At 53.7% G+C, this 23,727-nt stretch carries 23 protein-coding genes; 3 read left to right on the top strand and 20 right to left on the bottom strand.

The features are described 5' to 3' along the window. Positions 1–47 precede the first annotated feature (47 nt). On the top strand, positions 48–173 hold the full coding sequence (locus FHS18_RS34720; RefSeq protein WP_183604438.1) for a sporulation protein YjcZ: 126 nt from the start codon (positions 48–50) through the stop codon (positions 171–173). 144 nt (positions 174–317) lie between these two features. On the opposite strand, the gene FHS18_RS31845 is transcribed toward FHS18_RS34720, so the two are convergent. From FHS18_RS31845 to FHS18_RS31810, 8 genes are all read right to left on the bottom strand, one after another. Further along, positions 318–2,042, bottom strand: coding sequence for a PucR family transcriptional regulator (locus FHS18_RS31845; protein ID WP_183604437.1), 1,725 nt, complete (start codon positions 2,040–2,042; stop codon positions 318–320). 317 nt (positions 2,043–2,359) lie between these two features. Then, the gene (locus FHS18_RS31840) at positions 2,360–4,330 is read right to left on the bottom strand and encodes a glycoside hydrolase family 15 protein (RefSeq protein ID WP_183604436.1); all 1,971 of its coding nucleotides are present in this window, start codon (positions 4,328–4,330) and stop codon (positions 2,360–2,362) included. Continuing rightward, a complete protein-coding gene (glgA, locus tag FHS18_RS31835) occupies positions 4,312–5,775 on the bottom strand; it encodes a glycogen synthase GlgA (RefSeq protein WP_183604435.1) in 1,464 nt (487 codons plus the stop codon). The genes FHS18_RS31840 and glgA overlap by 19 nt, the downstream gene beginning before the upstream one ends. Positions 5,776–5,872: 97 nt before the next feature. After that, entirely contained in the window at positions 5,873–6,985 is a 1,113-nt protein-coding gene (glgD, locus tag FHS18_RS31830) for a glucose-1-phosphate adenylyltransferase subunit GlgD (RefSeq protein WP_183604434.1), read from the bottom strand. Beyond that, the gene (locus tag FHS18_RS31825) at positions 6,982–8,148 is read right to left on the bottom strand and encodes a glucose-1-phosphate adenylyltransferase (RefSeq protein WP_183604433.1); all 1,167 of its coding nucleotides are present in this window, start codon (positions 8,146–8,148) and stop codon (positions 6,982–6,984) included. Before FHS18_RS31825 ends, glgD begins: the two co-directional genes overlap by 4 nt. 111 nt (positions 8,149–8,259) lie before the next feature. Next, the gene (gene glgB / locus FHS18_RS31820; protein WP_183604432.1) at positions 8,260–10,218 is read right to left on the bottom strand and encodes a 1,4-alpha-glucan branching protein GlgB; all 1,959 of its coding nucleotides are present in this window, start codon (positions 10,216–10,218) and stop codon (positions 8,260–8,262) included. Between the two features lie 473 nt (positions 10,219–10,691). Continuing rightward, entirely contained in the window at positions 10,692–11,234 is a 543-nt protein-coding gene (locus tag FHS18_RS31815; RefSeq protein WP_183604431.1) for a GNAT family N-acetyltransferase, read from the bottom strand. A 145-nt stretch (positions 11,235–11,379) separates the two neighbouring features. Then, the gene (locus FHS18_RS31810; protein WP_183604430.1) at positions 11,380–12,288 is read right to left on the bottom strand and encodes an ArsR/SmtB family transcription factor; all 909 of its coding nucleotides are present in this window, start codon (positions 12,286–12,288) and stop codon (positions 11,380–11,382) included. Between the two features lie 209 nt (positions 12,289–12,497). Between FHS18_RS31810 and FHS18_RS31805 the strand changes: the two genes are divergently transcribed. Further along, the gene (locus FHS18_RS31805; RefSeq protein WP_183604429.1) at positions 12,498–13,664 is read left to right on the top strand and encodes an iron-containing alcohol dehydrogenase; all 1,167 of its coding nucleotides are present in this window, start codon (positions 12,498–12,500) and stop codon (positions 13,662–13,664) included. Between the two features lie 32 nt (positions 13,665–13,696). Then, positions 13,697–14,524, top strand: a complete 828-nt coding sequence (locus FHS18_RS31800; RefSeq protein ID WP_183604428.1) for an aldo/keto reductase — start codon at positions 13,697–13,699, stop codon at positions 14,522–14,524. A 79-nt stretch (positions 14,525–14,603) separates the two neighbouring features. Here FHS18_RS31800 and FHS18_RS31795 read toward each other — a convergent pair whose 3' ends face one another. From FHS18_RS31795 to FHS18_RS31740, 12 genes are all read right to left on the bottom strand, one after another. After that, the gene (locus FHS18_RS31795; RefSeq protein WP_343060769.1) at positions 14,604–16,406 is read right to left on the bottom strand and encodes an ABC transporter ATP-binding protein; all 1,803 of its coding nucleotides are present in this window, start codon (positions 16,404–16,406) and stop codon (positions 14,604–14,606) included. A 258-nt stretch (positions 16,407–16,664) separates the two neighbouring features. After that, positions 16,665–17,561: a helix-turn-helix transcriptional regulator gene (locus FHS18_RS31790; protein WP_183604426.1), complete on the bottom strand. Its 897-nt coding sequence runs from the start codon at positions 17,559–17,561 to the stop codon at positions 16,665–16,667. Positions 17,562–17,685: 124 nt separating this feature from the next. Next, entirely contained in the window at positions 17,686–18,018 is a 333-nt protein-coding gene (locus tag FHS18_RS31785; protein WP_183604425.1) for an AzlD domain-containing protein, read from the bottom strand. Then, positions 18,009–18,692, bottom strand: a complete 684-nt coding sequence (locus FHS18_RS31780) for an AzlC family ABC transporter permease (RefSeq protein WP_183604470.1) — start codon at positions 18,690–18,692, stop codon at positions 18,009–18,011. Before FHS18_RS31780 ends, FHS18_RS31785 begins: the two co-directional genes overlap by 10 nt. Before the next feature lie 61 nt (positions 18,693–18,753). After that, positions 18,754–19,203 carry an SRPBCC family protein gene (locus tag FHS18_RS31775; protein WP_183604424.1) on the bottom strand — a complete coding sequence of 150 codons (450 nt, stop codon included), beginning with the start codon at positions 19,201–19,203 and terminating at the stop codon, positions 18,754–18,756. A 99-nt stretch (positions 19,204–19,302) separates the two neighbouring features. Further along, positions 19,303–20,157, bottom strand: coding sequence for a metallophosphoesterase (locus FHS18_RS31770; RefSeq protein WP_183604423.1), 855 nt, complete (start codon positions 20,155–20,157; stop codon positions 19,303–19,305). Positions 20,158–20,252: 95 nt separating this feature from the next. Then, entirely contained in the window at positions 20,253–20,423 is a 171-nt protein-coding gene (locus tag FHS18_RS31765; RefSeq protein ID WP_183604422.1) for a hypothetical protein, read from the bottom strand. A gap of 142 nt (positions 20,424–20,565) precedes the next feature. Next, complete coding sequence (locus tag FHS18_RS31760; RefSeq protein WP_343060768.1) at positions 20,566–21,036, bottom strand: GNAT family N-acetyltransferase; 471 nt, start codon at positions 21,034–21,036, stop codon at positions 20,566–20,568. A 2-nt stretch (positions 21,037–21,038) separates the two neighbouring features. Further along, positions 21,039–21,530: a GNAT family N-acetyltransferase gene (locus FHS18_RS31755; RefSeq protein ID WP_183604421.1), complete on the bottom strand. Its 492-nt coding sequence runs from the start codon at positions 21,528–21,530 to the stop codon at positions 21,039–21,041. A gap of 16 nt (positions 21,531–21,546) precedes the next feature. Then, positions 21,547–22,083 carry a DUF2569 family protein gene (locus FHS18_RS31750; protein WP_183604420.1) on the bottom strand — a complete coding sequence of 179 codons (537 nt, stop codon included), beginning with the start codon at positions 22,081–22,083 and terminating at the stop codon, positions 21,547–21,549. Next, positions 22,080–22,640, bottom strand: a complete 561-nt coding sequence (locus FHS18_RS31745; RefSeq protein ID WP_183604419.1) for a GNAT family N-acetyltransferase — start codon at positions 22,638–22,640, stop codon at positions 22,080–22,082. The genes FHS18_RS31750 and FHS18_RS31745 overlap by 4 nt, the downstream gene beginning before the upstream one ends. Positions 22,641–22,662: 22 nt before the next feature. Further along, positions 22,663–23,505 (bottom strand): aminoglycoside phosphotransferase family protein, encoded by an 843-nt coding sequence (locus FHS18_RS31740; RefSeq protein WP_183604418.1) that lies wholly within the window; start codon positions 23,503–23,505, stop codon positions 22,663–22,665. Positions 23,506–23,727 lie beyond the last annotated feature (222 nt).

Here is a 23,727-nt window from a genome sequence, read left to right as displayed (position 1 = left end):
GTGATAAGGAAATCATCACAATACTAACAACTTAGGAGGTATGTACAGTGGGATACCCTGTAGCAGGCACAGGTTGCGGACCAGGCGTAGGCGGATTCTTGTGGACGAGTGCAGGAATCATTCTTGTTCTCTACATTTTGCTGGTTATCGTTCTGCGTGGCGGACTGTACTAACCTAGCAAATCATAATCGAAAAGGCGCTGCGCACGGCCAATGTCATTAAGCTAAGACTTCACTTAATGGCATTGTGCCGGCGGCAGCGCCTTTTTGCTGCAGCGACAGCGGACAGGCTGTCTTGCTGCAGTTGTCACCCTTACGTTATAGCGGTTCATTCATACGGTACATTTTGATCGCTAATTGCAGCTGGAGACGTATCTCCGAGTCATCCAGATTCACATTCAACAGCTGTCGTGCCTTCTCTAGCCGATAGACGACGGTATTATAGTGCGTCTCCAGCATCTCGGAGGTCAAACGGACGTTACCGTTGCAACGGAAGAAGGCATCGATCGTCTCCATCAGACTCCCGCCTTTGCGGTCGGAGAACAACAGCGGCTCGATGTATCGGCTCAATACGGACTGCCACTCTTCGCCCCGCGGGATCAGATATAACAAGCTGTAAATGCCAAGCTCGTCATACTGCACGAGCTTCCCGGTCAATCTGCAGATGGACGCAGCCTGCCTCGTGCGTTTGGCCTCCATCAGGCTCGAAGACAACCGCTCGAGCGGCATTACTTTGTTCCCTGCATAGAGCGAGATGCCTTCCATGCCGCATAAGCCTTCGATGGTATCTGCGAATTCGGCTGTAATCGGCTCAGAGGAAGAGAGGACAAGCACCAATTCTCCTTCACACACACTGGCTAAGACTTGTTCCGGTGTCTCAAAGTCATACGCATTGATCGCATCAACAGCAGAACGCAGCAGATCCGCCGTATCAGACGGCTCACTGATCCCCCATTCCACGAGCACAGCCTGCAAAGGAAGGTCGAGACGCAGTGGACATCCAGCCACTTCCGCACGCAACAGTACGTCTTTCTTCGTTAGCAGCTTCCCGGTCAACCAATCCTGCAGAAACTGCTCCAAATACTTGCCTTCCACTTCGCGCAGCGCTTCAGCATTGGACAGCTCAAGGCCCGCAAGCGCGCTAAGACGGTCAATCGTCAGCGCATCTACAGCCTTAATCTCCTGGTCCTGTTCCATAAGAACCAGGTAAGCCGAATCTGGCTGACTGCGCGCAATCTCGGCTGCGTATAAACGGTTGGCATTCCGGCCGCCAGCCAGTGATACCGCCGTTATGGCGGCACCTGTATCCGTATAGTACCAGAACCCCTTGCCGCCGGCGCCTTGCATCTCCTCTAACTGATGCCACAACGCGCGATGCAGCTTAACCTCTCCGGCAGTCAACTTGCCTCTTAGCCCCATCGACAGGCTCGGCCCCTTGCCATGACGAACTAGCGCAACCGGATTGCCGAGCATGGACTCCATCTGGTCCAAGAAGACGTGCATCCCGCCTCCGCTTACGAGCAGCCTGCTCATCAGTTGGATCCGATCCTGGATCTGAACGAGCTGTTCCGCTTCCTGCGTGAGCACATGTTCCATTGTTTCTCTGACAATATCAGCGAAAGCAGCGTCGGGCGGCAAAGCCAGAAGCGGCAGCGCAAAGCGTTCTGCGGCTTGCACCGCCTCGCCGGGAATGGAATCCGCAGCCATATTGAGCCGTATGCCGAAAGCCGATGCTCCCTTCTCGGCGGCAGCGGCGATGAAATTAAGAAACCGGCCGGGATGATCCTTGAACGGCCGAGCCGTTGTCATCACGAATTCCCCTGGCCTAACCCACTGCAAGTCTTCAAGAAGTTCCACAATATTCACACGATTGACAGCACGATTGAGACCTGTCGATCCGGATTTAGATATGAGCTGCGCCTTGCTCAGCAGCGGCATGCCCAGCAGGTCTTGAACAGTAAACGAAGCAGCCGTGTTATCTCCACCTTTGTGCTTAGCCTTGAAGGGATCCTGTACGCCAAAGCCTGATTGTCTCTCCATCATAAGGCGCCTCCTCAGTTCAGGTTGAGCCGGAGCCGGCTTCACGTCTGCCATGAAACGATCCCTCCTTCTCTACGAGTAAGAATCAATTTTACGTTAGTTTAATTAACACATACTTACCACAAACAACTATAAATCTCATTCTAACGTATAATTTGGCGAATGTCTCTAGAAATGAGGCACAATTTTTTTGTGTGGATTTTGTGGAACATTCACACAGCATTCATTGTATCCCTTTTATCTAACATTTGATGTCATATAAATCACAAGCATCAGCAAACAAAAAGGGAGTCGCCAAGGCAACCCCCTCTTCAAGTGTATTAATGGCCTGCTTCGGCAAGCAGCCTGTATTTGTTCGAATAGCGCGTGACGCTTTGGATGAATGTGGCATGCGACCAAGTCAGCGGAGCAACGGATAACGGACCGCCATCGCCTGGATGAAGCTGTTCAGGCAATATCCCGCTCTGCAGCGCATGAGCGATCACCCACTCCAACGTTCTGCGCGGCGGATCCAGTTCCCTTAGCGAACGGGCGGATTCGATCTCGTAATTCGCCATCCATAAGGTGCAGATAATCCATGGATTGCCCGGAACCAATTCCGTGTCGCCCGACTGTTGGAAATAATAGTCGTTCGTATAACGCGCTATACCGCCGATCGGCGTCCGAACGGCAAGTCCGCGCTTCAACGCCTCCATCGTCTGAATGACGCGATTGTCATCGACCGGCAACACGCCAAACTCCCATATGCCGAACAAGCTGCTCTCAAGCGTCATATCCTTCACCCAGCGGCCATCTCGTTCCACTAGTCCGCGAGCAAAACGCCCGGCTTCGTCATCCCACAGCTTGTCCAGCATGGATGCTTTCATCCGTTCCGCTAACCGGCTCAATTGGTCGCTGCGTTCATAATCCCCGAACAGCTCCGTAAAATAAGCCGCCGCCTTCAAACCGGCATAGACCGAGGCTACCGTATAGGTCCAAATCCCATACCGCTCCTCCCACAGATCATAACTCGGCAGCGGCAGCATGAGTTCAGGATCCATATACGCGCTTAAGAAGGCCGCGCCCTTGCGGATCAGGCTGCTGTACAACGATTGCGGCAGCTCAATCACTTGATGCCTAGTGTAGTCTTTCCACAACGCGTACAAGACAAGCGCGGTCTCATCCTCCTGGATCGGGAGCCTGCGAACGCCTTGCACATAATACGGATGCCAGCTGGAGCCCACGGTGCCATCCGGATTGTATTTGTGGTACAAGTAACCGTCCGGAGACATCGCTTGCGCACAAAAGTGAAAGAATGGCGTAATCACGCTTTGAAAACCAGCCATCGACATCGCATCGGCGATTAACGCGCCGTCCCTCGGCCACATGTAACTGTAATGGTCGCGGTTGTACTGCAGAATATCGGTATCATTCGCCGCTAGTATCGCCCCGCGCTCATCCGCTTGCGTGCGCACGATCAGCAAGCTGAGGCGATACATGCGGCGCACTTCACTCGTCAGATCGCCGAGATCATCTTCCGCCCGCTGCAGCCAATGCCTCCAATAGACGACGATTCGGCTAAGCAGCTTCTCCGGATGGTGGTCATGCACATACTGGTCGAGCGCCTTCACTTCCTCCAGGTTGCTGCCAATCGACATCCAATAATAGACCGTCTGCTCGCCGAACGGCGGAACGACGGTGCGCAAGCTCATCGTACTGTCGACGGAGCCTTGAGCAATGGCATTGCCCATCAAGGTTCCGTCCTCCGCATCGCGCCACGTGCCTTCCGCGGCATGGAATCGCTTGATCCCCGTCGTGAACTGATACATCCCGCCAAGGTCAGACTGTCCGCTGAACATAAAATAGGAGGAGCGCTTATAATGAAACAACGTATGATTTTCCGGATAGTAAGCAGCCGTATCGCCAACCTCCGACCCGTCAATCATCAGATCCTGGTGGAAGAACAACCGCACTTCCCTCGCCTCGGAAGCCATATTACGGATCGACACCCGCTTCAGGAAGATGCACTCCCGTTGATGGACGCCGTCATTAATCCGCAGTTCAATCCCTAAACGCTCATGTACCGCCCTTACATTGGTGACGAGCGAATCCTCGAAGTATCCATGCTCGAACTGCCATGCCGGGTCATCCAGCCAGGCGAATTGCCCTTCAACCCAGACGCCCACCCGGCAATACTGCCCGCCGACATGGTTCAACTGCCCCACATAAGGAAAATAAATATCACGGATATAATTATTCCGGTCCAGATTGATAAGCAGCTTGCCGTTACCGGTTACGAGGTGACGGGCCATCGCTCAGCTTCCTTTCGCTTGGCAGCCAGCTCCGCATACAAAGCCATGTAAGACTTGGCCGAACGCGTCCAGCTGTAATCCTCTTTCACGCCGTTCATGACGATCTGTTCCCAGACCGCTTCCTGGCGGTAAAGTCCGATCGCGCGGCGGATCGTGTACAGCATGTCATGCGCATTGTACCAAGTGAAACTGAATCCATTCCCTTCTCCGGTCACCTCGTCATAGGATTTGACCGTATCCTTGAGTCCGCCGGTCTCGCGCACGATCGGCACGCTGCGATAGCGCAGCGCTAACAGCTGGCTAAGGCCGCAAGGCTCGAAGAGCGATGGCATGAGATACATATCGCTGCCCGCGTAGATGCGGCGCGCCAACGAATCGTTATAGCCGATCCAGACCTTCACCTTGTCCGGCCGGTTCGCCGTCGCCCAGTTGAACAAACCTTCATAATGCGGATCTCCGGATCCGAGCACAACCAACTGAATTTCTTCTTCGAGCAGCTCGTCCAGCACGGCTGCCACGAGATCGAAGCCCTTTTGGTCCACCAGACGGGAAACGATGCCAATCAGCGGCGTACTCTCCGATTCAGGAAGGCCGAGCTCCCGCTGCAGCGCCAGCTTATTCTTGCGTTTGCGGGATAAGGAGTTGCGGTAAGGAGAAACGACAGCAGGGTCGTTCATCGGATCAAAGGATATCGTATCGATGCCATTGACGATACCGACCAGGTCGCCCGCGCGGTAACGAAGCAGTCCGTCCAATGTTTCGCCGTATGCTTCGGTTTGGATTTCGCCTGCATAAGTCGGACTCACCGTAGTCAGCTTGTCCGCATATTCAAGCGCGCCTTTCATCAGATTCGCCGCCTCATAATGCCCTAACCCGCGGGCACCGAACAGCTCGTCCCCCGCGCCAAGCAGATCCTGCAGCTGCCGCTTCCCGAACACGCCTTGATATTTCAAGTTATGGATGGTAAACATCGTCGCAACGCGCTTATAAGCAGGATCATGATCGTACCAGCAGCGCAGCACGTAAGGAACGAGTCCCGCCTGCCAATCATGACAATGGAGCACATCCGGCATAACATCGAGATAACGAAGGGCTTCGACAACGGCAAGCGAGAAAAAGACAAAACGTTCCGGATCATCCCCGTAACCGTAAATGCCATCGCGTCCGAAATAGTATTCATTATCGATAAAATAGTAGACGATTCCTTCAATGTCCACCTTCAACAAACCGCAATATTGTGAACGCCATCCTACCTTGACCGCGAACGTCGCAATGGTCTCCATTTGCTCGACGGCCGCCTGAGGGATCGCCCCGTATTTGGGCATAATGACCGAGGCATCCGCCCCCCGCTCCTTCAGCGCCTTCGGCAACGAACCGACGACATCGGCCAACCCTCCTGTTTTGACGAGCGGAACAGCCTCCGATGCGACGAATAACACGTTCATGTGATTACCTCCCACATTTGAATCCTCATATAATTACAAGGCGAGCGTCCCCTGTTCAACTGATGAACGGAAGACGCTGCGCCTCACGGCTTTACGACTAAATGATTTTCCTTTTGCCGGCTACGAACGGTACTGCATCCGCTCCCCGGAGCTCGCGCGACGCCTCGATCCGGACATCCTTATCCAGAATGACGCGATCCAAGTTGCAGTTCTCGCCGATGATGCCGTTCTGCATGACGATACTATTGCGAATGACAGCGCCTTTGCGCACATGCACGCCGCGGAAAATAATGCTGTTAATGACGGTCCCTTCGATAATCGTGCCATTGGCGATCAGCGAGTTGCTTGTCTTGGCGCCTTCGCAATAACGGGCAGGCGGCTCATCCTTCACCTTCGTGAAGATCGGGCCCGGCTCGAAGAACAGGCTTTTCCATACCTCGGGCCGAAGCAGCTGCATGTTGTTCTGGTAGTAACTTTCGATCGTGTTCACGACGCCCAAGTAACCGGTATACTGATAACTGCGGACGAGCAGCGTATCAAGACGCGACATTATCGCATGGCGGACCAGATGATCCTGTCCTTGCGCCAGCGACGTATCGACGAGCTCCAGCAGCAGTTCCTTCCTCATGACGTACATTTCCATGGAGATCAGATCGCTGTTAAGCCGGCCGAAATGATCCTGCATCCCGGTCACGCGCCCCGCGCCGTCCGTCATGACCTTGCGGGCCATTCCGCCATAGAGTTCGCTTTGCCTCTTGCAAATCACGGTTATATCGGCTCCTGTGGCAATATGCTCTTCCAGGACATGATCGAGGTTAATATTGCAGACCATGTGGCTTCGCGTGACGATGACATAGTCGTGACTGCTGCGCGTGAAGTAGTCCCGGTTCTGATAGAAATGGAACAAATCCCCGCGCCTGACTTCGTTGACATCATCGGTTACCGGCGGAAGCACGAACAGACTGCTCTGCCTATGGTGCAAATCCCAATGGCGGCCCGAACCGAGATGATCCATCAAGGAACGATACTTCGTATGGGCGAATACCGCGACCTTGGAGATGCCGGAGTTCACCATGCTCGATAAGGTGAAATCGATCAGCCGGTATCTCGCGCCGAACGGCACGGAAGCCGGGCAGCGGCTAGCCGTGAGCGCTTCAAGCTCATCGGATTCGTGAATCAAATTAATAACGCCCAACATATTCCGGCTCATGGCTGTTCCACCTCCAACAAGGATTGATTCGCTGCTACGAACTCATCACTGCCGATGACGGTTATCGGACCTCCGCTTGGATTGCCGATCGTAACACCGTCCGCAACGATCGCGCCTTCACCGATGATCGTCCGGTAGATGCGAGCTCCTTTGCCGATCTTAGCATTAGGCATGATGACCGAATCCTGAACCCTGCTGTCCGGACTCGTACGCACGCCATGGAACAGGACCGACCGGTACACGCCGCCTTCCACCAGGCAGCCTTCGGTAATCAGCGAATTCGAAATTTCCGCGCCGGGCGCCACCGCATGGCCGGGCTGATTCGGATTGACGGAGTAGATGCGCCAACTGCGATCATATAAGTCAAGTCCCGGCTTCTCCGCGAGAAGATCCATGCTCGCTTCCCATAAACTTTCGATCGTTCCGACATCCTTCCAATATCCGTTGAACGCATAGGAGTGGAGATGGATCCCGTCGGCTAGCATAGCAGGAATGATGTCTTTGCCGAAATCGTTGCCGGACATCCGATTCGCTTCGTCCCGGATGAGATATTGTTGAAGCACCGTCCACGAGAAAATATAGATGCCCATGGATGCCATATTGCTCGTCGGCACCTTCGGCTTCTCTTCGAACGATTCGATTCGCCCCTTCTCGTCCACATGCATAATGCCGAATCGGCTCGCTTCTTTCCAGCCTACTTGAATGCAGCTGATCGTCACGTCCGCCCCAGTTCGTTTATGTTCTTGCAGCATGAGATCATAATCCATCTTGTAGATGTGATCGCCCGAGATAATGAGCACATATTCGGGATCGAAGCGATCAATGAAACCCATATTCTGATAAATGGCGTTCGCCGTACCCTTGTACCACATGCCGCCTTTCTGCTTCACATATGGCGGCAGCACAGCCATGCCTCCATCCCTCCGGTCAAGTCCCCATGGACTTCCGATGCCGAGATGGCTGTTCAGGACGAGCGGTTGATATTGGGTCAGCACACCGACCGTGTCGATGCCGGAGTGGACACAATTGCTAAGCGTAAAATCAATAATACGGTACTTGCCGCCAAAGGGGACGGCAGGTTTGGCCAGGTCCTTCGTCAGTACGCCGAGCCTTTTTCCTTCTCCGCCTGCGAGCAGCATCGCAATCATTTCTTTTCTGCCCATATTCAACTCTCCTCGCTTACGGCTTGATACGCCTATCCGTCACGCGCGAACCTTGCGGCTGTTGGTTGCTGCAGCCATCCCTTCTCGCTTGCCGACCGGTGCTCTGCCGCGTTATATGGTTTGGACTTGCTTATGAGAACGTCCGGAAAGCCGGACGGGCACAACACCTTCATAGGACAGCATCTGGAACGAGAGCGGCGGAACATCGATAACCGCGCTATAGGGACGTCCATGCCACGGGCGTTCATCCGCTTCGACGCGCAACGGCACCGGACTATCCTGGTCACTGCCGCCGTAAGCTTGCTCGTTGCTGCTCAGCGCTAGCCGGTAAATACCGGGGTCCGGAACGCCAACCCGGTGGTTCTGGTAATGGTTCATGGAGAAGTTGCAGACCACCACGACGAATTTGTCCGGCGTAAGGCCGCGCCGCAGGAATACGATAATGCTCTGCGCGGCATTATGGACATCGATCCATTCGAATCCCGCGGGGTCGCAATCCCGTTCCCATAGCGCCGCCTCCTGGGCGTAAACGGCGTTCAACTGGCGCACGTAATGATTCATCCGGTGATGCAGATCGTAGTCGAGCAGCATCCAGTCGAGCGACTCCGCATCCTTCCATTCGTCGAACTGCCCCCATTCGCCGCCCATGAACAGCAGCTTCTTGCCGGGGTGGGTCATCCAATAGCCGAAGAACAGCCGCAGTTGAGCGAATTTCTGCTCGTAGGATCCGGACATTTTGTTAAGCAGCGATCGTTTGCCATGAACGACCTCATCATGCGAGAGCGGCAATACGTAATTTTCGGAGAAGGCGTACATAAGCGAGAAGGTAATGAGTTGATGATGATGCCTGCGATCGCCCGGCTCGAGTGCCATATAGCGGAGCATGTCATTCATCCAGCCCATATTCCATTTGAAGTTGAAGCCGAGTCCGCCCATGTAGGTGGGAGCGGTAACGGCCGGCCATGCGGAGGAATCCTCGGCAATCATAAGTGCGTCTGGGTAGTAGTGGAACACGGTCTCGTTCAGCTTCTTGAGAAACTCGAGCGCATCCGTATCCTCCGTCCCCCCATGCTCGTTGAAGGTCTGCAGTTCCGGCGGTTTGTCGAAATGCAAGTTGATCATGCTGGCGACAGCATCGACCCGCAAACCATCGATATGATAGACATCCATCCAGAAGATCGCATTGGAGATCAGGAAGCTCTGCACTTCGGTACGGCCGAAGTCGAACGCAAGCGTTCCCCAGAGCGGCTTCTCAGCCCTGCGCCAATCGAGTCCTTCATAGATCGGAGAACCGTCGAATAACCGCAGCCCGTGTTCATCTTTGCAAAAGTGCCCCGGCACCCAGTCGAGGATAACGCCGATCCCCCTCTTATGGCACTGGTTGACGAAGACCATCAGTTGCTCGGGCGTGCCATAGCGGCTCGTCGCGGAATAGTAACCGGTCACCTGATAGCCCCAGGACTGGTCGAGCGGGTGTTCGGTAACCGGAAGCAGTTCAATATGGGTATATCCCATGCCGACGGCATAATCGATCAGCTCATCGGCCATTTCCTCGTAGGTCAGAAAATCCTCTTTGCCTTTAATCCGCCACGATCCCAAATGCACTTCATAGATCAGCATCGGCTCGTGATAAGGGCTGGCGACTTGCTTGCGGGCCATCCATTCGTCATCTTGCCACTTGAAGCCCGACAGTTCCGAGACGATCGATGCCGTAAGCGGTCTTCGTTCCGACTGGAACGCGTAGGGGTCGGACTTGAGCACCCTTCCGCCCGTTGCGGTCTGAATCTCGTATTTGTATAGCTCGCCGACGCCAATATCCGGAACGAATAAACTCCATACGCCCGTGTTCTCGACTTTCTCCATCGCGTGGCGCGCGCCGTTCCATTGATTGAAGCTTCCGACGATACGTACGCTCTTCGCATTCGGAGCCCAAACCGTGAATCGGACGCCGGTTTCATCCGACAGCCGAATCGGGTGTGCACCGAAAGTACGATAACTGTGAAATAGACTGCCATTGTTGAATAAATACAAATCCCGAGTGGACAAGCCGATGGATGCGGCATTTACCATAGTGGGTGCACCCCCTAACATGACAATTATTTGTGAACATTATGTAAATTTATCTCACGTAATTATGGGATTTCTTCCATTATACACGCTTGGTGCATGATTGGCACTTTATTTTCTGAAAATTTGGACTGTTTTCCCGCCCAATTATTACGATTCGTTCTTATTTCATATATACGTGCTTCCCCCTATCATTCATGCCAACATCACAATTCGGACACAATCAAAAAAATCCCCGTAAGGACGGGGATTTGCGGCATTTTTTGCACTTTGGTCCTCGTCCGTTGAGCATACTTATTCTTTTAACCGGATTGTGATCCGGTGAATCAATTTCAAAGAATGGGGCTTGTCGAGGCTTGTTGTAGATCTGTCACGAAACTACCATAAGCAACAGATCTATTTCGTCAAAATATGACATAAAAATGAAAGAGCCTGGTATCTCTTCTTCACATGAAGACAACCAGGCTCGCATTACGTTACATTCGATTGATATTTCCTCTAGCTTGTCTGTGAGCGAAATACTCATTGTCGAGTATCGCCATTAACGTACGCGTTGCGTCGCTCGGCTGCTGGATATCCGTTGCGCGAAGACGACCCGGTTGCGCTTGAAACCCGAGACTGTCATACAGAGAGCGGGCCCGTTCATTATGTTCGTACACATCTAGCCATAATCGGTTGCCCTTAAGCTCCTGGAATACGAAGGCCATCATGCTCTTCAGCGCTTCCTTGCCGTAGCCCTTGCCCTTCTCGGCAACGACGATGCGTTTGAGCTCAATATTCTTCGATGGATCGGCAAGCCCGCATGCGATTACAAAACCTATGACGCCTTTATTGCGGCTCTCCATGACGAGATGCAAATAATCCTCGTTGTCGAGCGTCTGACGGTGCTGTTCGAAAGGCCACGCCTCGATGTAAGGGGAGTTGTCGGGATCCTGCTCCATAGCAATGACGATGCTCAAATCTTCGTCCTGCGTCCTTCGCAATTCCAGCCGCTTCGACTTCATAATTAAGGCTCTCATCGCTATCCCTCGCTTCATTTGCCTTCTCGTGTACGAACGAATCTAACAACTACTTCGACCTTGACCCATTAATTTCCTTCTGCGTAATGATATAATCAAGAGGGCTGATGCGAAATCGCCAGCCCTCTTCCAACTATATGGTCCATTATTCGTTCTCATACCATAGCGCCGCCTCGATATCCTGATCGTAATTGCCGAAGCCGCTGCCGAACAACGACACGCCTCCGCTGTGCCGCGCATCGTCCAGGCTCGTTATTCGAAGCAGCAGCTCCGACCCCGGGCGAATCGCGAGATCAGCTAATGTTATGGAGGATGCCCTCACTCCGTCAATATACGTCCCCGTCTTGTCCACGCGAATTGTCTTCAGCAGCCCGTACTGGGTCTTGGTCCACCAGTGCGGCGTATACTTGCCCCTCGGATGCGCATAGTCACCGGGACATGTCCAGGTGCCAAGCGCCATGCCATTGACCATGAACGTAATATCCGAGGGCTGCTCCGCATGCGAACATGGCGCCTCCGAGCATATTTCCATCGTCACTTCAAGCATGGTCGGCCGTTCGCCCCGAACCAAATAGTTCGGTATCCGGTACTCTACGAAACCTCGGGCGAACCAGAGCATGCGCGCATTCATGCGCTCCGGGTCATCAAAATAACGCGGGTCGTCGCACATGCCGATCCGTTTGTCCACGGAGACGAGGCCGCACGGTGGCGATACGGCAAAATTGCTGTACTGCCCCAGCGGCACCCGAGTGCGATGGCAGCCGGGAATCGGGCCGGACTGTTCCGACTTGAAGGACAACGTCGCTTCCTCCAGAAGCAGCGTGCAGCGCTTTTGCATCCCCCGCTTGCCTGGAACGAGCTCCGACCTTACGATGCCCGCCTCCTCTAGCATCTGGATATGACGGGTCACGATCGGCGGTTGAATGCCTAGAATTTGGGACAAACTTGTAATGTTTTGCGATTCGCCGCGGAGGAGTTCAATGATCCGTACCCGCGTAGGCGAGGAGATGCACTCCAGGAACTTCATGTTGGCTGTACTGACTTCGATTTTCATTATACACGCAACCGTTCTTTGTCCATTTTCGCTCATTATATAACTTGGAAGTTAATCATTCAAGACATAGCTCCGTACAAAACCATAGGTATAAACGCGCGTTCGCCTTGACTTCTGCTTATGTCAATGTCTAAAATGGTGGACGTACCGCAAATACGATTCCGCTTCATAACATGAACTTTTGAAGCAACTAATAGGAGGCCAGACTCATGAATTCCTTTTCATTCCACAATCCGACTGCCATCTTATTCGGCGAAGGCACGCTTAGCAAGCTTGGCGAGCAGGTCGGCAAATTCGGCAAAAACGTTCTCCTCGTATACGGCGGAGGCAGCATTAAGAAAAGCGGTCTGTATGACCGCGTACTCGAGCAGTTGTCCTCGATCGGCGCCAATGTGGTAGAACTGTCGGGCATTGAGCCAAACCCGCGTCTGACTTCGGTTAACAAAGGGATCGAGCTGTGCCGCAACCATCAGGTGGACTTTATCCTCGCGGTCGGCGGCGGCAGCGTCATCGACGCTTCCAAAGCGATTGCAGCCGGCGCCAAATATGACGGCGATGTGTGGGATTTCCTCGACCGCAAAGCAGCCGTGCAAGACGCGCTTCCGATCGGAACCGTGCTGACGCTGTCGGCAACAGGCTCGGAGATGAACGGAAGCTCCGTTATCACCAATTGGGAAACGAATCAAAAACGCGGCTTCGGCAGCCCGCTTGTCTACCCTAAATTCTCGATTCTGGATCCTACCCTTACATATACGGTTCCTCGCGACCAGACCGTCAACGGCATTGTCGACATCATGTCGCACGTGTTCGAACAATACTTCAGCTTGACGCAAGACACGCCGCTGCAAGAACGTCTGTGCGAATCGATCCTTCAGACGATGATCGAGAACGCCGAGGCCGTCCTGGAGAACCCTGAGAATTATGCCGCGCGCGCCAATATGATGTGGTGCGGTACGCTTGCGCTTAACGGCGGCCTGATCTCGGTCGGCATGGCCAATGACTGGGCTTCGCACGGCATCGAACACGAGATCAGCGCAATCTACGACATTCCGCATGGCGCAGGCTTGTCCATCGTCTTCCCGAGCTGGATGAAATACGTCTATGATGCGCGTCCGGACCGTTTTGCCCAATTCGCTGTCCGCGTCTGGGGGATCGACCCAACTGGCAAATCGGACGAAGAACTCGCACTGGCTGGTATTGAAGCAACCCGCGCGTTCTTCACGCGCATCGGCGCCCCTGCTACCTTGTCCCACTACAATATCGGCCGCGACCAGTTCGACCGGATGGCGGAGGAAGCTGTCCGCTTCGGCCCGATCGGTTCTTTCAAGCGTCTGAACAAAGACGATGTCAAGGCGATTTACGAACTGTCCCTCTAACCTGACATAACCATTCGAAGGAGTGATCAACGATGACAAAAGCATTCACTGACAGCACCGTTCTGCATAATGGCGTCAAAATGCCGTGGCTCGGCTTCGGCGTATGGCAAATCAGCGAAGGCGCAAGCGTCGTTGATGCCGTGCGCTCGGCGATCGAGACCGGTTACCGGAGCATCGATACCGCTGCCGCTTACCGCAATGAAGCCGGCGTCGGGCAAGCGATCCAAGAGAGCGGAATCGCTCGCGAAGAGCTGTTCGTTACAACCAAAGTATGGAACGCCGATCAAGGCTACGACTCGACGCTTGCCGCGTTCGAGCAAAGCCGCAAGCTGCTCGGACTGGAATACTTGGACCTGTATCTGATTCACTGGCCGACGAAAGGCAAGTACAAGGATACATGGCGCGCGATTGAGAAGATCTATGCCGACGGGCTTGCCCGCGCTATCGGCGTGTGCAATTTCCAGACACATCATCTCGAGGATCTGAAGGCGGACGCGAAGGTCATTCCAATGGTTAACCAAGTGGAATACCACCCGCTCCTGGCTCAGCAGCCGCTTCGTCAGTACTGCCGCGAGAACAACATCCAGCTAGAAGCCTGGAGCCCGCTGATGCAGGGTAACCTCGACCAACCGGTGCTCGCGGAGATCGCTGCGCGTTATGGCAAGTCGGCGGCGCAGATCGTTCTGCGCTGGGATCTCCAGAATGAAGTGGTGACGATTCCGAAATCGACGACGCCTTCGCGGATACGCGAGAACACGGAAATTTTCGATTTCGAACTTTCCGCAGAGGATATGGCGCGGATTACGGCGCTCGATGCCGGCCGCCGCTTCGGACCAGACCCGGACAACTTCAACTTCTAGACCGCTACGAACGTAATACGCGTATTAAAAAGGCCAGCCTCCTTCCGCATGAACGGATAGGAAGCTGGCCTTCTTGCGATTAGATTTGCAGCTGCTTCAAGTTGTAAAACTCCCCTTTGCGCGCAATCAGCTCGTCGAAGGTGCCGACCTCGGCCACTCGCCCGTTCTTCATCACCACGATCCGGTCCGCATCGCGAATCGTCGATAAGCGGTGCGCGACGATAAAGGTTGTTCGTCCTTTAATGAGCTCCTGCATCGCCTTCTGGACATGGAACTCGGAAGCGTTATCCAATGCCGAAGTCGCTTCGTCTAGAATAATGACCCTCGGATCGCGAATCAGCGCTCGCGCAATGGCAATCCGCTGGCGCTGTCCGCCGGACAGTTTGCCTCCATGTTCGCCGACCATCGTATCGAGTCCTTTCGGCAGCCGGGCAACCAGCTCCTCCAGGTTGGCCATACGGATCGCTTCCTCTATCCGCTCCTCGGGAATATCCTTCAAGCCATAACAGATATTATCCCGGATCGAGCCCGAGAACAAAATATTCGTCTGCGGCACAACGGCCAGAAATTTACGGTAGGTTCGCAGATCGATCGTATCCAGGTCAACGCCATCCACCATGATTTTGCCGCCCGTTGGCTGCAAAAAACCGATGACCAAGTTCAAGATCGTCGATTTGCCCGCTCCTGACGCACCGACGAAAGCGATGCATTCACCGGGCTGAACCTCAAGATTCACTTCTTCCAACACATGATGCTCGCTGCCGGGATAGATCAGTTGCACCTGCTGGAACGAGAATTCCCCGCGAAGCGACGTCAGCTTCAGCTTACCTTGATTCCGCTCGATCTCCTGCGACTTCAGAATTTCCGAGATCGATCGGATCGACTCGAACCCTTTGGCAATATTCGGATAAATCGTCATAAGTCCGGTGATAGAGGCAAGAATCATATTGAAGAAGCCCTGATACATGACAATGTCGCCGACCGGAATCTGGCCTCTGTATGCCAATATGGCCGTGAAGAACAAGCAGAGCACCTGGAAGATTTGGAACGTGACCCAGTTCGAAGCGCCAAAATAAGCTTCGAGCAAATCCAGCTTACGTCCTTTGCCTTGAATATTGCGTAACGTGTCGTCGATGCGCTGAATCTCCACCTTCTCGAGGCCGTGCGCGCGAGTCACGGGGATCATCTCGACCATTTCGGACATCCGCGAGGACATTTGCTCGATTTCCTGCCGGAATTCGCTGTTCGTCCGTCTGATTTTGCGTCGGAAGATCGAGACGAGCACCACGGAGATCGGAATGGTCAGGATGAAGAACATGGAGACGGACCAGCTGTGCGACACGGTTATGCCGACCGCGACAATAATATTGAACACCGCCGGGAGCAAGGACAACATGACTTGCTTGGACAGCTGTTCGACCGCTTCCACGTCACGCAGGACCTTCGATTGCAGACGCCCGGACTGGAGGTCGCGGTGATAAGTAATGGACAACTGCTGTAGTTTGCGCACAAGGGCACTGCGCAGACCCGCTTCCACATGGCGGCTAGCGCGGCTCATGTAGGAGACATACCAGGCATGCGTCGGAATATTCTGCGCGATAATGACGGCGATGACGGCAAAGTTGATCCAAAGGCTGCGGATGGCATGCTCGCCCGGATTCGTCGCGATATTAATAATGTTCGACGTGACGATCGGCAACGCGTACACAGGCAAGCTTTTGATAATAAGGAATAAGACGGAAATCAATAGATTGCGGAAATTCCCTTTGTACAGCGAAATAAGAAATCGGATGGCCGATTGCTCCCCCTGCTGCTGGGTCGCTTGCTTGAAGGTATCCTCATAGGTGCGGCCTGCCAGTACGTTTCTTTCTGTTCTCTCCACGTCAATCCCAACCTTCACTTTCGATCTTGGTGCGTGCGAATCACGCCTATACCGAGTCATCGTAAGCGAATATCCGAAAGTTGTAAACACGCGTTCATACTTAAAAAGAGAAGGATACCCGCATATTCATCCGTATCGGTCCGCTCCACCGGGAAAAGCGCTCTTTTCCTCCCGATTTCTCGATCCTCAACCTTCTCATGCGGCTTCCCCAAAATTTGTATAGGCTTAATTGATTTCTACTCTTCTTCGGCCGACGGCTTACTCGATTTCTCCGCTTCTTCGGCCGATGGCGCGCGGGAGCGCATTGCCGGTATATTTCTTGCGGAACGCGAGCGGCGTCACGCCGACATGATCTGCGAATGAGCGGGAAAAATGCGGTGTTTGTTTGAAGCCGGTCTCCTCCGCGATCCGGGCAATCGGCCAGTTCGTCTTCAGCAGCATCAATTTCGCTTGGTCGAGCCGATAAGACAACAAGTATTGCTGCGGCGTGCAATCGAAAACCTCACTCATGCAGCGGGCGATATAATTCGGATGAAGCCCCATGACGTCTCCCAGTTTCTGATTCGTTACGGTGTCACGGAAATTCAGCTTCAAGTAAGCGGCCGCTTCTTCGGCAACGGCGATCGGCGCTTTGGCCGCATCTGTCCGCCACCCTTCGTCGAACAGCTGCAGGATGTGCAGGAACCACTGCTGGCGCTGCCAGAAAGCCGCATGCGACGTCCCCATCGCGGCATCGTGAAGCTTACTGAATAACGAGATCGCTTCTTCGGGATAAGCAAGCGTCATCGACTTCGGCAGCCGGATCGCATACGAGTAATAATCGCCGCGCAGCGAGCCTAAGTTCGTATCTTCGACCTCTTCCCACTGGCCTGCGGTCTGAAAATGAACCCAGTCGAATACGGTTGCTTCCGAACAGGGCTGCACGGGGTAATGCCAGCGGTCGGGACGAAGAATGAGCATTTGCCCCGGCTTAAGCGCCCAAGTACGATCCTCTTCACCCACATGTAATGTCCCGCTATGTACGAAGAGCAGATCGAATACGCCAAGATTGCGTCGGTTCGGATGCTCCCATCCCGGCGCGTTGCAGCAGCGGTTCGATTCGATGAAGTAAGGCAAGGGCGGCGATAGGAATGTAATAATCGGAACGGACGACAAGCTGTAAACCCCCAATAATGTGTGAAAATAAGCAAAAAGCTCGCTGGTGCCCGTTTATTTTATCAGACCCGCCAGGAATGGTGAACCATAACTTTATGCAAAAACGAATAAAATTTCGGACTTCTTACAGAAACGCCCGCACCAGCGCCATGGCTGCAATGCCGACAATGACGGTCAGCAGCAGGCTTCGTGTGAGCCAGCCTGCAACGAACGTAATGACAGCAGCGAGCAGCTCCTCCTTATTCGCCAGGAGCGGATTAGACGCTTCGCCATGCATGCCGAACAGTTCTTGCCCGACAAGCGCCGCCATTATGGAGATCGGCACATAGGACAAGAAGCGCATGAACCAATTCGGCAGCTGCAGCTTGCTGAGCAGCATGAGCGGCACGACGCGCGGGATCGCGGTGACGAGGGCAGCCCCGATAATGATAAGCAGGACGGACATACTTATTTCCATCGTTCCAGCCACACCCCCAATCCCGCCGCCAATACGGCAGCTCCGATAACAGACAGACTCCCGGCACCGAGACTGCCTAGGAATACGACGAGCAATATCGCACTGACGCCAACCGCGATATCGGTCCGTAGCTTCTTGCGGCTAACCATCTGCAGGATAAGCAGCCCGATGAACATGGCGACCAGCGCAAAATCGAGGCCATAAGCCTCTGGACTGGATATATATTCGCCTAGGATCGCCCCTGCGATATTGGCCAAGATCCAGTTCACGTACGCCGTAATATTCAAGCCGTGCATGAATCGCTCGGACAACCGGTGCTTCAGTTGCCCTACGCTTGAGGCGACGCCGAACGTCTCGTCCGTGACGAGCAGGCCGATCAGGAAATTTTTCAGCGGAGACAAATGCCTGAAATACGGAGATAACGCCGCGCTGAGGAGAAGGTGGCGAAGATTAACGAAGAAAACAGTAAAGATAATCACAAGGGCCGAATGGCTTGCCGTTACCATGCCCGCGAAGATGAACTGCGCAGAGCCGGCGTAGACCAGCACCGAGAGCAGCGCGATCTCCATCACGGACAGTCCAGCCGTCTGCTCGACCACGCCTGCGGCGAATCCAATGCTTAAATAGCCGAGCAGCGTCGGGATGCAAGCCTTCACGCCTTCGAGGAAGGTCATATCCGCTTCAATGGCTGCCGGCTGTCGTTCTTGTTGCAACTTGCATCTACTCCATACTCTTTTATTGTTCGCACGCTTGTTTAATGTACGCGTTGCGCTCACGCAGGAACTTGTCCATGTATCGGGTCAGGAACAGCCCGTCAGCAACTTGGCCCAGCCAGCCGAGCGGCGCGGTGTAATCGAACGTATCGATCATGAGCGTCCCGCCGTCTTGGGGAACGAACCTATGCTCATGCCAGAACCGCTTGAACGCGCCGTCCACCATTTCGTCGACGAAGCGATGCGGACGCTCCAGCTCAGTTATGACGGCAGTAAGCCGCTGCTTAACGCCGAAGTGCACAGCCTCCCAGGTGACCGATTCGCCAAGCTGGATCAAACCGCTGGTACGCCCAGCTATGGCGCGTTCACGCGTTCGCGAAGTTGAAGCCATATGGATATCGATGCTTAAGGCCGCATCGAAGCATACCTCGGCAGAGGCTTGGACGAATATAGAACTATGAATGACGGGCATAAGTACTCCTTCAGCATGCGTTTACTCGATGAACTAGCTGCAATGGCAGGTAACCCTTGCCTGCGAATGCCGGTATGTACAATTTGCGGCAGCACGAACTTAAGCGAGCGTAATGACCGCCAGCTCCGGCCGGCATAAGAAGCGGATAGGCAGTGCCGTTGTTCCGATCCCCCTGCTCGTATACACGTGAAGTCCACTGTTCCCGATTGTATAGAGACCGGCTACATATTTACTCCCCTGATGCGGCGTGAAAATAGCGCCAACAAACGGCAGCCTTATTTGGCCGCCATGGCTGTGGCCAGACAGCTGCAGTTTTACCTGCGGAAATTCGGCTGCCGTATCCGCAAAATCCGGCTCATGCGCAAGCAGCAAAACCGTCTCCTCTTCGCCGATGCCTCGTAATGCGCCCTTCAGATCCGGGTAACCGGAGAGCGTATCGTCAATTCCAGCCACGACCAGGGATGCCCCGTCCTTTCGCACGATCCGATGATCATTGACGATCAGTTCGAAGCCGGCTTGAAGCCAAAACTCATGGATGTCCGGGATCAAATAACGCTTGTCGTGATTGCCGAGTACGGCATATTTGCCAAGCGGCGCTTCAATTTGCTTGAACAGCGCAGCGCATTCCGCGATATCTCCCAGCTTCGAATCTATGAGGTCGCCAGTGAAACAAATCATGTCCGGCTTTAATGATTCGATTCGTTTCGCCAGCGACGCGAACTGCTTCTGATGCCAATGATGCCCGTAATGGATATCGGTAATATGCACAATTCGGCTGCCCTTGAACGGATGAGACTGTTCGCCCGGGAAAATAGCGATGCGATGCTCGGTGGTCTCGATCCAATGTCGTTCGATGCCATAACTATAGCCAGGACCGCCCAGTGCTGCGAACAAGCCTGCACCTGCCAATGCCTTCATAAACTGCCTGCGCGTCAGCTTCGGAATTTTCCCCATCGTATTTGCTCCTTGCCCCATGAACGGCCATCGATCTTAGACGTCTTTGTCTTTAGACGATCCAGCTCCTTGAATAGATTTATTTATTTTCCACATTAATCCATCTTCCGGACGATCAAGTAAGCGATTAAACCGATCGGACCAAGAATGAACACAACCAACGCCCATAGGCAGCCGATATTGCCCCCTCTTCGGGCCGAAGCATCCGACCATACCCAGAACAGCGCAATAATCGACACGATCCACAACAATAGGAATAGCTCCATAGGCTTCCCCCCGCTTCATGAACAGCGTTCACAATGATGTGATGTTCATAAAGCATATGCGTACCGATGCTTGCCCCATGAGTCGCATTCCTTGCAGGACTGCTTGGGCGAAGGTGTTCCTTACTTAAGCGGCAGTCGAACATTAAGCAGGACGGACGGCCATCCACTTCTCGAAGCAAACGCTATACTTCTCTCCGACATAAGGGCCGAACGGAGCAATCTGCTCATACCCGTTCTTTTGGTAAAAAGCGATCGCTTCCGGCTGACGCTTACCGGTCTCCAACCGGATCGACCGGAACCCGCGCGACGCCGCCTCCCGCTCTAACGTCTCCAGCATCTGCTTGGCGATGCCCAGCCGCCGATGAGCTTTATCCACGAAGAATCGCTTCAACTCCACGCACGAATGGTCGAGCGGCCGGATCGCGCCGCAGCCGACGGCAATGTCGTCCTCGAAGGCGACGACGAAGATCATGTCGCCGATGCTCGGAGCGGTAAAATCCAGCCCGTGAATATCTGCCGGTTCGTAACGTTCCAGCAAATCCTCATCGAGCTTAGCGATCATCTCGCGCAATTCCGGACTTACAGCAGGTACAACTTCAATACGGATAGCCACGCTTAATCCTCCTTCAGATCTTTCTCATAGACGACGATCGCTTTGCCATCCGGCAAAGTCGCATTCTTCACCGGCTTGCAGCCCCGCTGCTCCCAGAACCGGCGGGCAGGCTCATTCTCTACGATGGCACCCAGTCGGAATGACGTAACGCCGCGCTCGCGCATCATCTCGCAGAACAGCCGGAATGCCGCGAGCCCGAGCCCCCTGGATTGCTCGCTTTTCTTGATTTGCAAGAGGCCAAGCCATGTACAGTTGTCCCTCGGATTGTTCATGAGGAAATCCAATACGCCGATATACGAATCGCCGTCTTTAATAAGGTATCGTTCGGCCCCGATCGTGGCCGCTTCCTCTAGCTCCTTGCGAATCTCCTCGTCGGATAATTCGTCTTTATCTTTCGACACTTGATTAAAGTAGATGTCTGAATTCAGGATGTCCCGTTCAACCGGCAGCTTGTCGATTGAAGAAGGCTCGAGTGTGAGGCTGTATTCTTTCATGTGCGCGCCTCCTTCACTATCTGATGAACGTATGTTTGACCCGAGAGGATCGGCTGTAGTAGAGGAGCCAGATGCAGCAGATGATAAGGTTCTCAATCAATTTCACATATAACTGGGCCATAGAAGATACATGATCGGTCGCGATGGGATATAGGAATGCAATCACCGACAAACAGAGGACCATCCACCAATAGATACGAACGAAGCGAATGAACAATCGCTTGCGGCGATAAAGCAACATCAGCGCTATAGCATTTAAGATAATAATTGCGAGATTGCCACACCATATTACCAGCATGAAGATGAACCACGACGTGACCGACGAGGCAGAAGCAATGCCGTTATCAACAAGGCTACTCTTCACTGTCATGAGGGAGTCCGCTAACACTCCCATGCCGTCGACCATCGTGATTACGGAACCGATCAGCGACCACCACAGCATCATTTGGCCAAGGATGAGCCAACCGCCTAAGCCCGCTGTTGGTTGGCTCCCGCGCGCTGCATCAACCGAGTTAGGGTTCGCCGTACTTTCCTCCAGCATCGCCCTGCTCATACCGAGCTTCCTTCTCGCGCGTCATATTCCCGTTTCAGAATCGACATGAGGATCAAATCGTTATACTTCCCGTTCGCAAAATGTCGATCGCGCAGGCGGCCCTCTTCTTGGAATCCGCAATTGATGTAGCAGCGGATCGCCTTGGCATTGTCTGCATGAACCTTCAATTCTAGCCGATTCAAATTCAGCTGGTTGAAGGCAAACTGCTGCAGCAGCCGGATGGCCTCACTCCCGAAGCCGAGTCCGTGCAGCGCCGGATTGCCGATGACCATTCCCATCTCCGCGACACGGCTCCTCCAATCGAAGCTGAACAGATCGATTTGGCCCATGTATACACTGGTTTCCAGATCCGCAATGACGAATCCGCGATGGTCCTCGTTCTCCCGCTCGATGACGGCATCCAGAAATTTGCGCGTGTCGTGGGCCGTCTGCGGATACAAGAATACATCGGAGAGACAGTCCACGATCTCCGGCTCATTCACCCATTCGCGCATGCAGGCATAATCCTCGGTCTGATATTCGCGCAGCATAATCCGATTGCCATACAGTCTCGGCATACTTGCTTCCTCGCTTTCCGAGTCAAGATTTCGAGTTCACGAACAGCTTCCAATCTTTCCACGCTTCCATATAAGCGCTTAAATCTTTTGGATGATGATGCGTACAACGTATGATCCGATTGTACAGCGCGATCAGAATATCCTCGTAGACGGTATGAAGATCTTTCGTGAACGGCCAATCCTTCTGCCGCACAACGCTAGCGATAATGTCGGGCTCCAGTTCATCCGGCGAGGAGACGAAGGCGAAGGCCAGCTCGTAGACAGGCTGTCCCGTGAGCGGGATCGGATCGATGACGCCCTTCAGCTTCCCCTCGTCAAAAATAAAATTATGTACCCCGAAATCGCCGTGCAGCTTGCAAAACGGCCCCGTCACCCGTTCCTTTTTCTCCGCCATGGTATAGATCATCCGATGCTCAGAGGCGGTGAACAGCGTCCCCGAGCTCCGTCTGGAATCTTCGATCTCCGCGATCAGATAGTCGTGCCAGGTCGGGAATTTGCCTCCCGTCCACGGCACCTGATCGTATTTGGCGATAATATCGCGGGCAAGCGAATTCATCAGTTCCAGCTTACTCCCAGGGACATAATTCGAATTGCCGTCGATATAGGAATAGACGAGGAAACGGTGCTCGGGATTCACGTATTGGAAGGTCGGCAGAAGAGGCAAATGCCGGTAACGGTCCAAATACTCCGCTTCCGCGGCAATGGTTCTCGGCTCGTTCAGTTTGAGCACAAGCGGATCGGCATCGCCGCATTTCATCCGGTACACCATACTGGACGTACCGCCTGCAAGTGGGGATATGACAAGTTCGCCAGGCGGCAGAATGCCAGCAGCGAATAATTCTGCCGCAATAACGGTAAGATTCATGCTTCGAATACATTCCTTTCCTAACAAGCTAGTCCATCTTCCTATCATATAATATTATGGCACAAGACAAAAAGCCCTCTTCCCGAGGGCTCAGATTGTAGAGAAACCCCACGTTTTTTCAAACGTTGGGTTTCTCTTTTGCTTTCTCGAGTTGTTTTTGAGGTGGTTTAGGAAGGCTCACGCCTCCTTCGCCTTCCTATCCAGGTGGAAGGCGATCTTCTT

It is taken from the genome of Paenibacillus phyllosphaerae, from assembly GCF_014192105.1.
Taxonomy (GTDB): domain Bacteria; phylum Bacillota; class Bacilli; order Paenibacillales; family Paenibacillaceae; genus Paenibacillus_Z; species Paenibacillus_Z phyllosphaerae.
The sequence above is the reverse complement of the archived record's forward strand: the minus strand, read 5'-3'. Positions and strand labels throughout refer to the sequence as shown.

Coding starts and splice junctions, on each gene's coding strand:
- FHS18_RS31845 (WP_183604437.1), bottom strand. CDS start 2,042: ATGATGGAGAGACAATCAGGCTTTGGCGTACAGGATCCCTTCAAGGCT.
- FHS18_RS31840 (WP_183604436.1), bottom strand. CDS start 4,330: ATGGCCCGTCACCTCGTAACCGGTAACGGCAAGCTGCTTATCAATCTG.
- glgA (WP_183604435.1), bottom strand. CDS start 5,775: ATGAACGTGTTATTCGTCGCATCGGAGGCTGTTCCGCTCGTCAAAACA.
- glgD (WP_183604434.1), bottom strand. CDS start 6,985: ATGAGCCGGAATATGTTGGGCGTTATTAATTTGATTCACGAATCCGAT.
- FHS18_RS31825 (WP_183604433.1), bottom strand. CDS start 8,148: ATGGGCAGAAAAGAAATGATTGCGATGCTGCTCGCAGGCGGAGAAGGA.
- glgB (WP_183604432.1), bottom strand. CDS start 10,218: ATGGTAAATGCCGCATCCATCGGCTTGTCCACTCGGGATTTGTATTTA.
- FHS18_RS31815 (WP_183604431.1), bottom strand. CDS start 11,234: ATGAGAGCCTTAATTATGAAGTCGAAGCGGCTGGAATTGCGAAGGACG.
- FHS18_RS31810 (WP_183604430.1), bottom strand. CDS start 12,288: ATGAAAATCGAAGTCAGTACAGCCAACATGAAGTTCCTGGAGTGCATC.
- FHS18_RS31805 (WP_183604429.1), top strand. CDS start 12,498: ATGAATTCCTTTTCATTCCACAATCCGACTGCCATCTTATTCGGCGAA.
- FHS18_RS31800 (WP_183604428.1), top strand. CDS start 13,697: ATGACAAAAGCATTCACTGACAGCACCGTTCTGCATAATGGCGTCAAA.
- FHS18_RS31785 (WP_183604425.1), bottom strand. CDS start 18,018: ATGGAAATAAGTATGTCCGTCCTGCTTATCATTATCGGGGCTGCCCTC.
- FHS18_RS31780 (WP_183604470.1), bottom strand. CDS start 18,692: ATGACCTTCCTCGAAGGCGTGAAGGCTTGCATCCCGACGCTGCTCGGC.
- FHS18_RS31775 (WP_183604424.1), bottom strand. CDS start 19,203: ATGCCCGTCATTCATAGTTCTATATTCGTCCAAGCCTCTGCCGAGGTA.
- FHS18_RS31770 (WP_183604423.1), bottom strand. CDS start 20,157: ATGGGGAAAATTCCGAAGCTGACGCGCAGGCAGTTTATGAAGGCATTG.
- FHS18_RS31765 (WP_183604422.1), bottom strand. CDS start 20,423: ATGGAGCTATTCCTATTGTTGTGGATCGTGTCGATTATTGCGCTGTTC.
- FHS18_RS31755 (WP_183604421.1), bottom strand. CDS start 21,530: ATGAAAGAATACAGCCTCACACTCGAGCCTTCTTCAATCGACAAGCTG.
- FHS18_RS31750 (WP_183604420.1), bottom strand. CDS start 22,083: ATGAGCAGGGCGATGCTGGAGGAAAGTACGGCGAACCCTAACTCGGTT.
- FHS18_RS31745 (WP_183604419.1), bottom strand. CDS start 22,640: ATGCCGAGACTGTATGGCAATCGGATTATGCTGCGCGAATATCAGACC.
- FHS18_RS31740 (WP_183604418.1), bottom strand. CDS start 23,505: ATGAATCTTACCGTTATTGCGGCAGAATTATTCGCTGCTGGCATTCTG.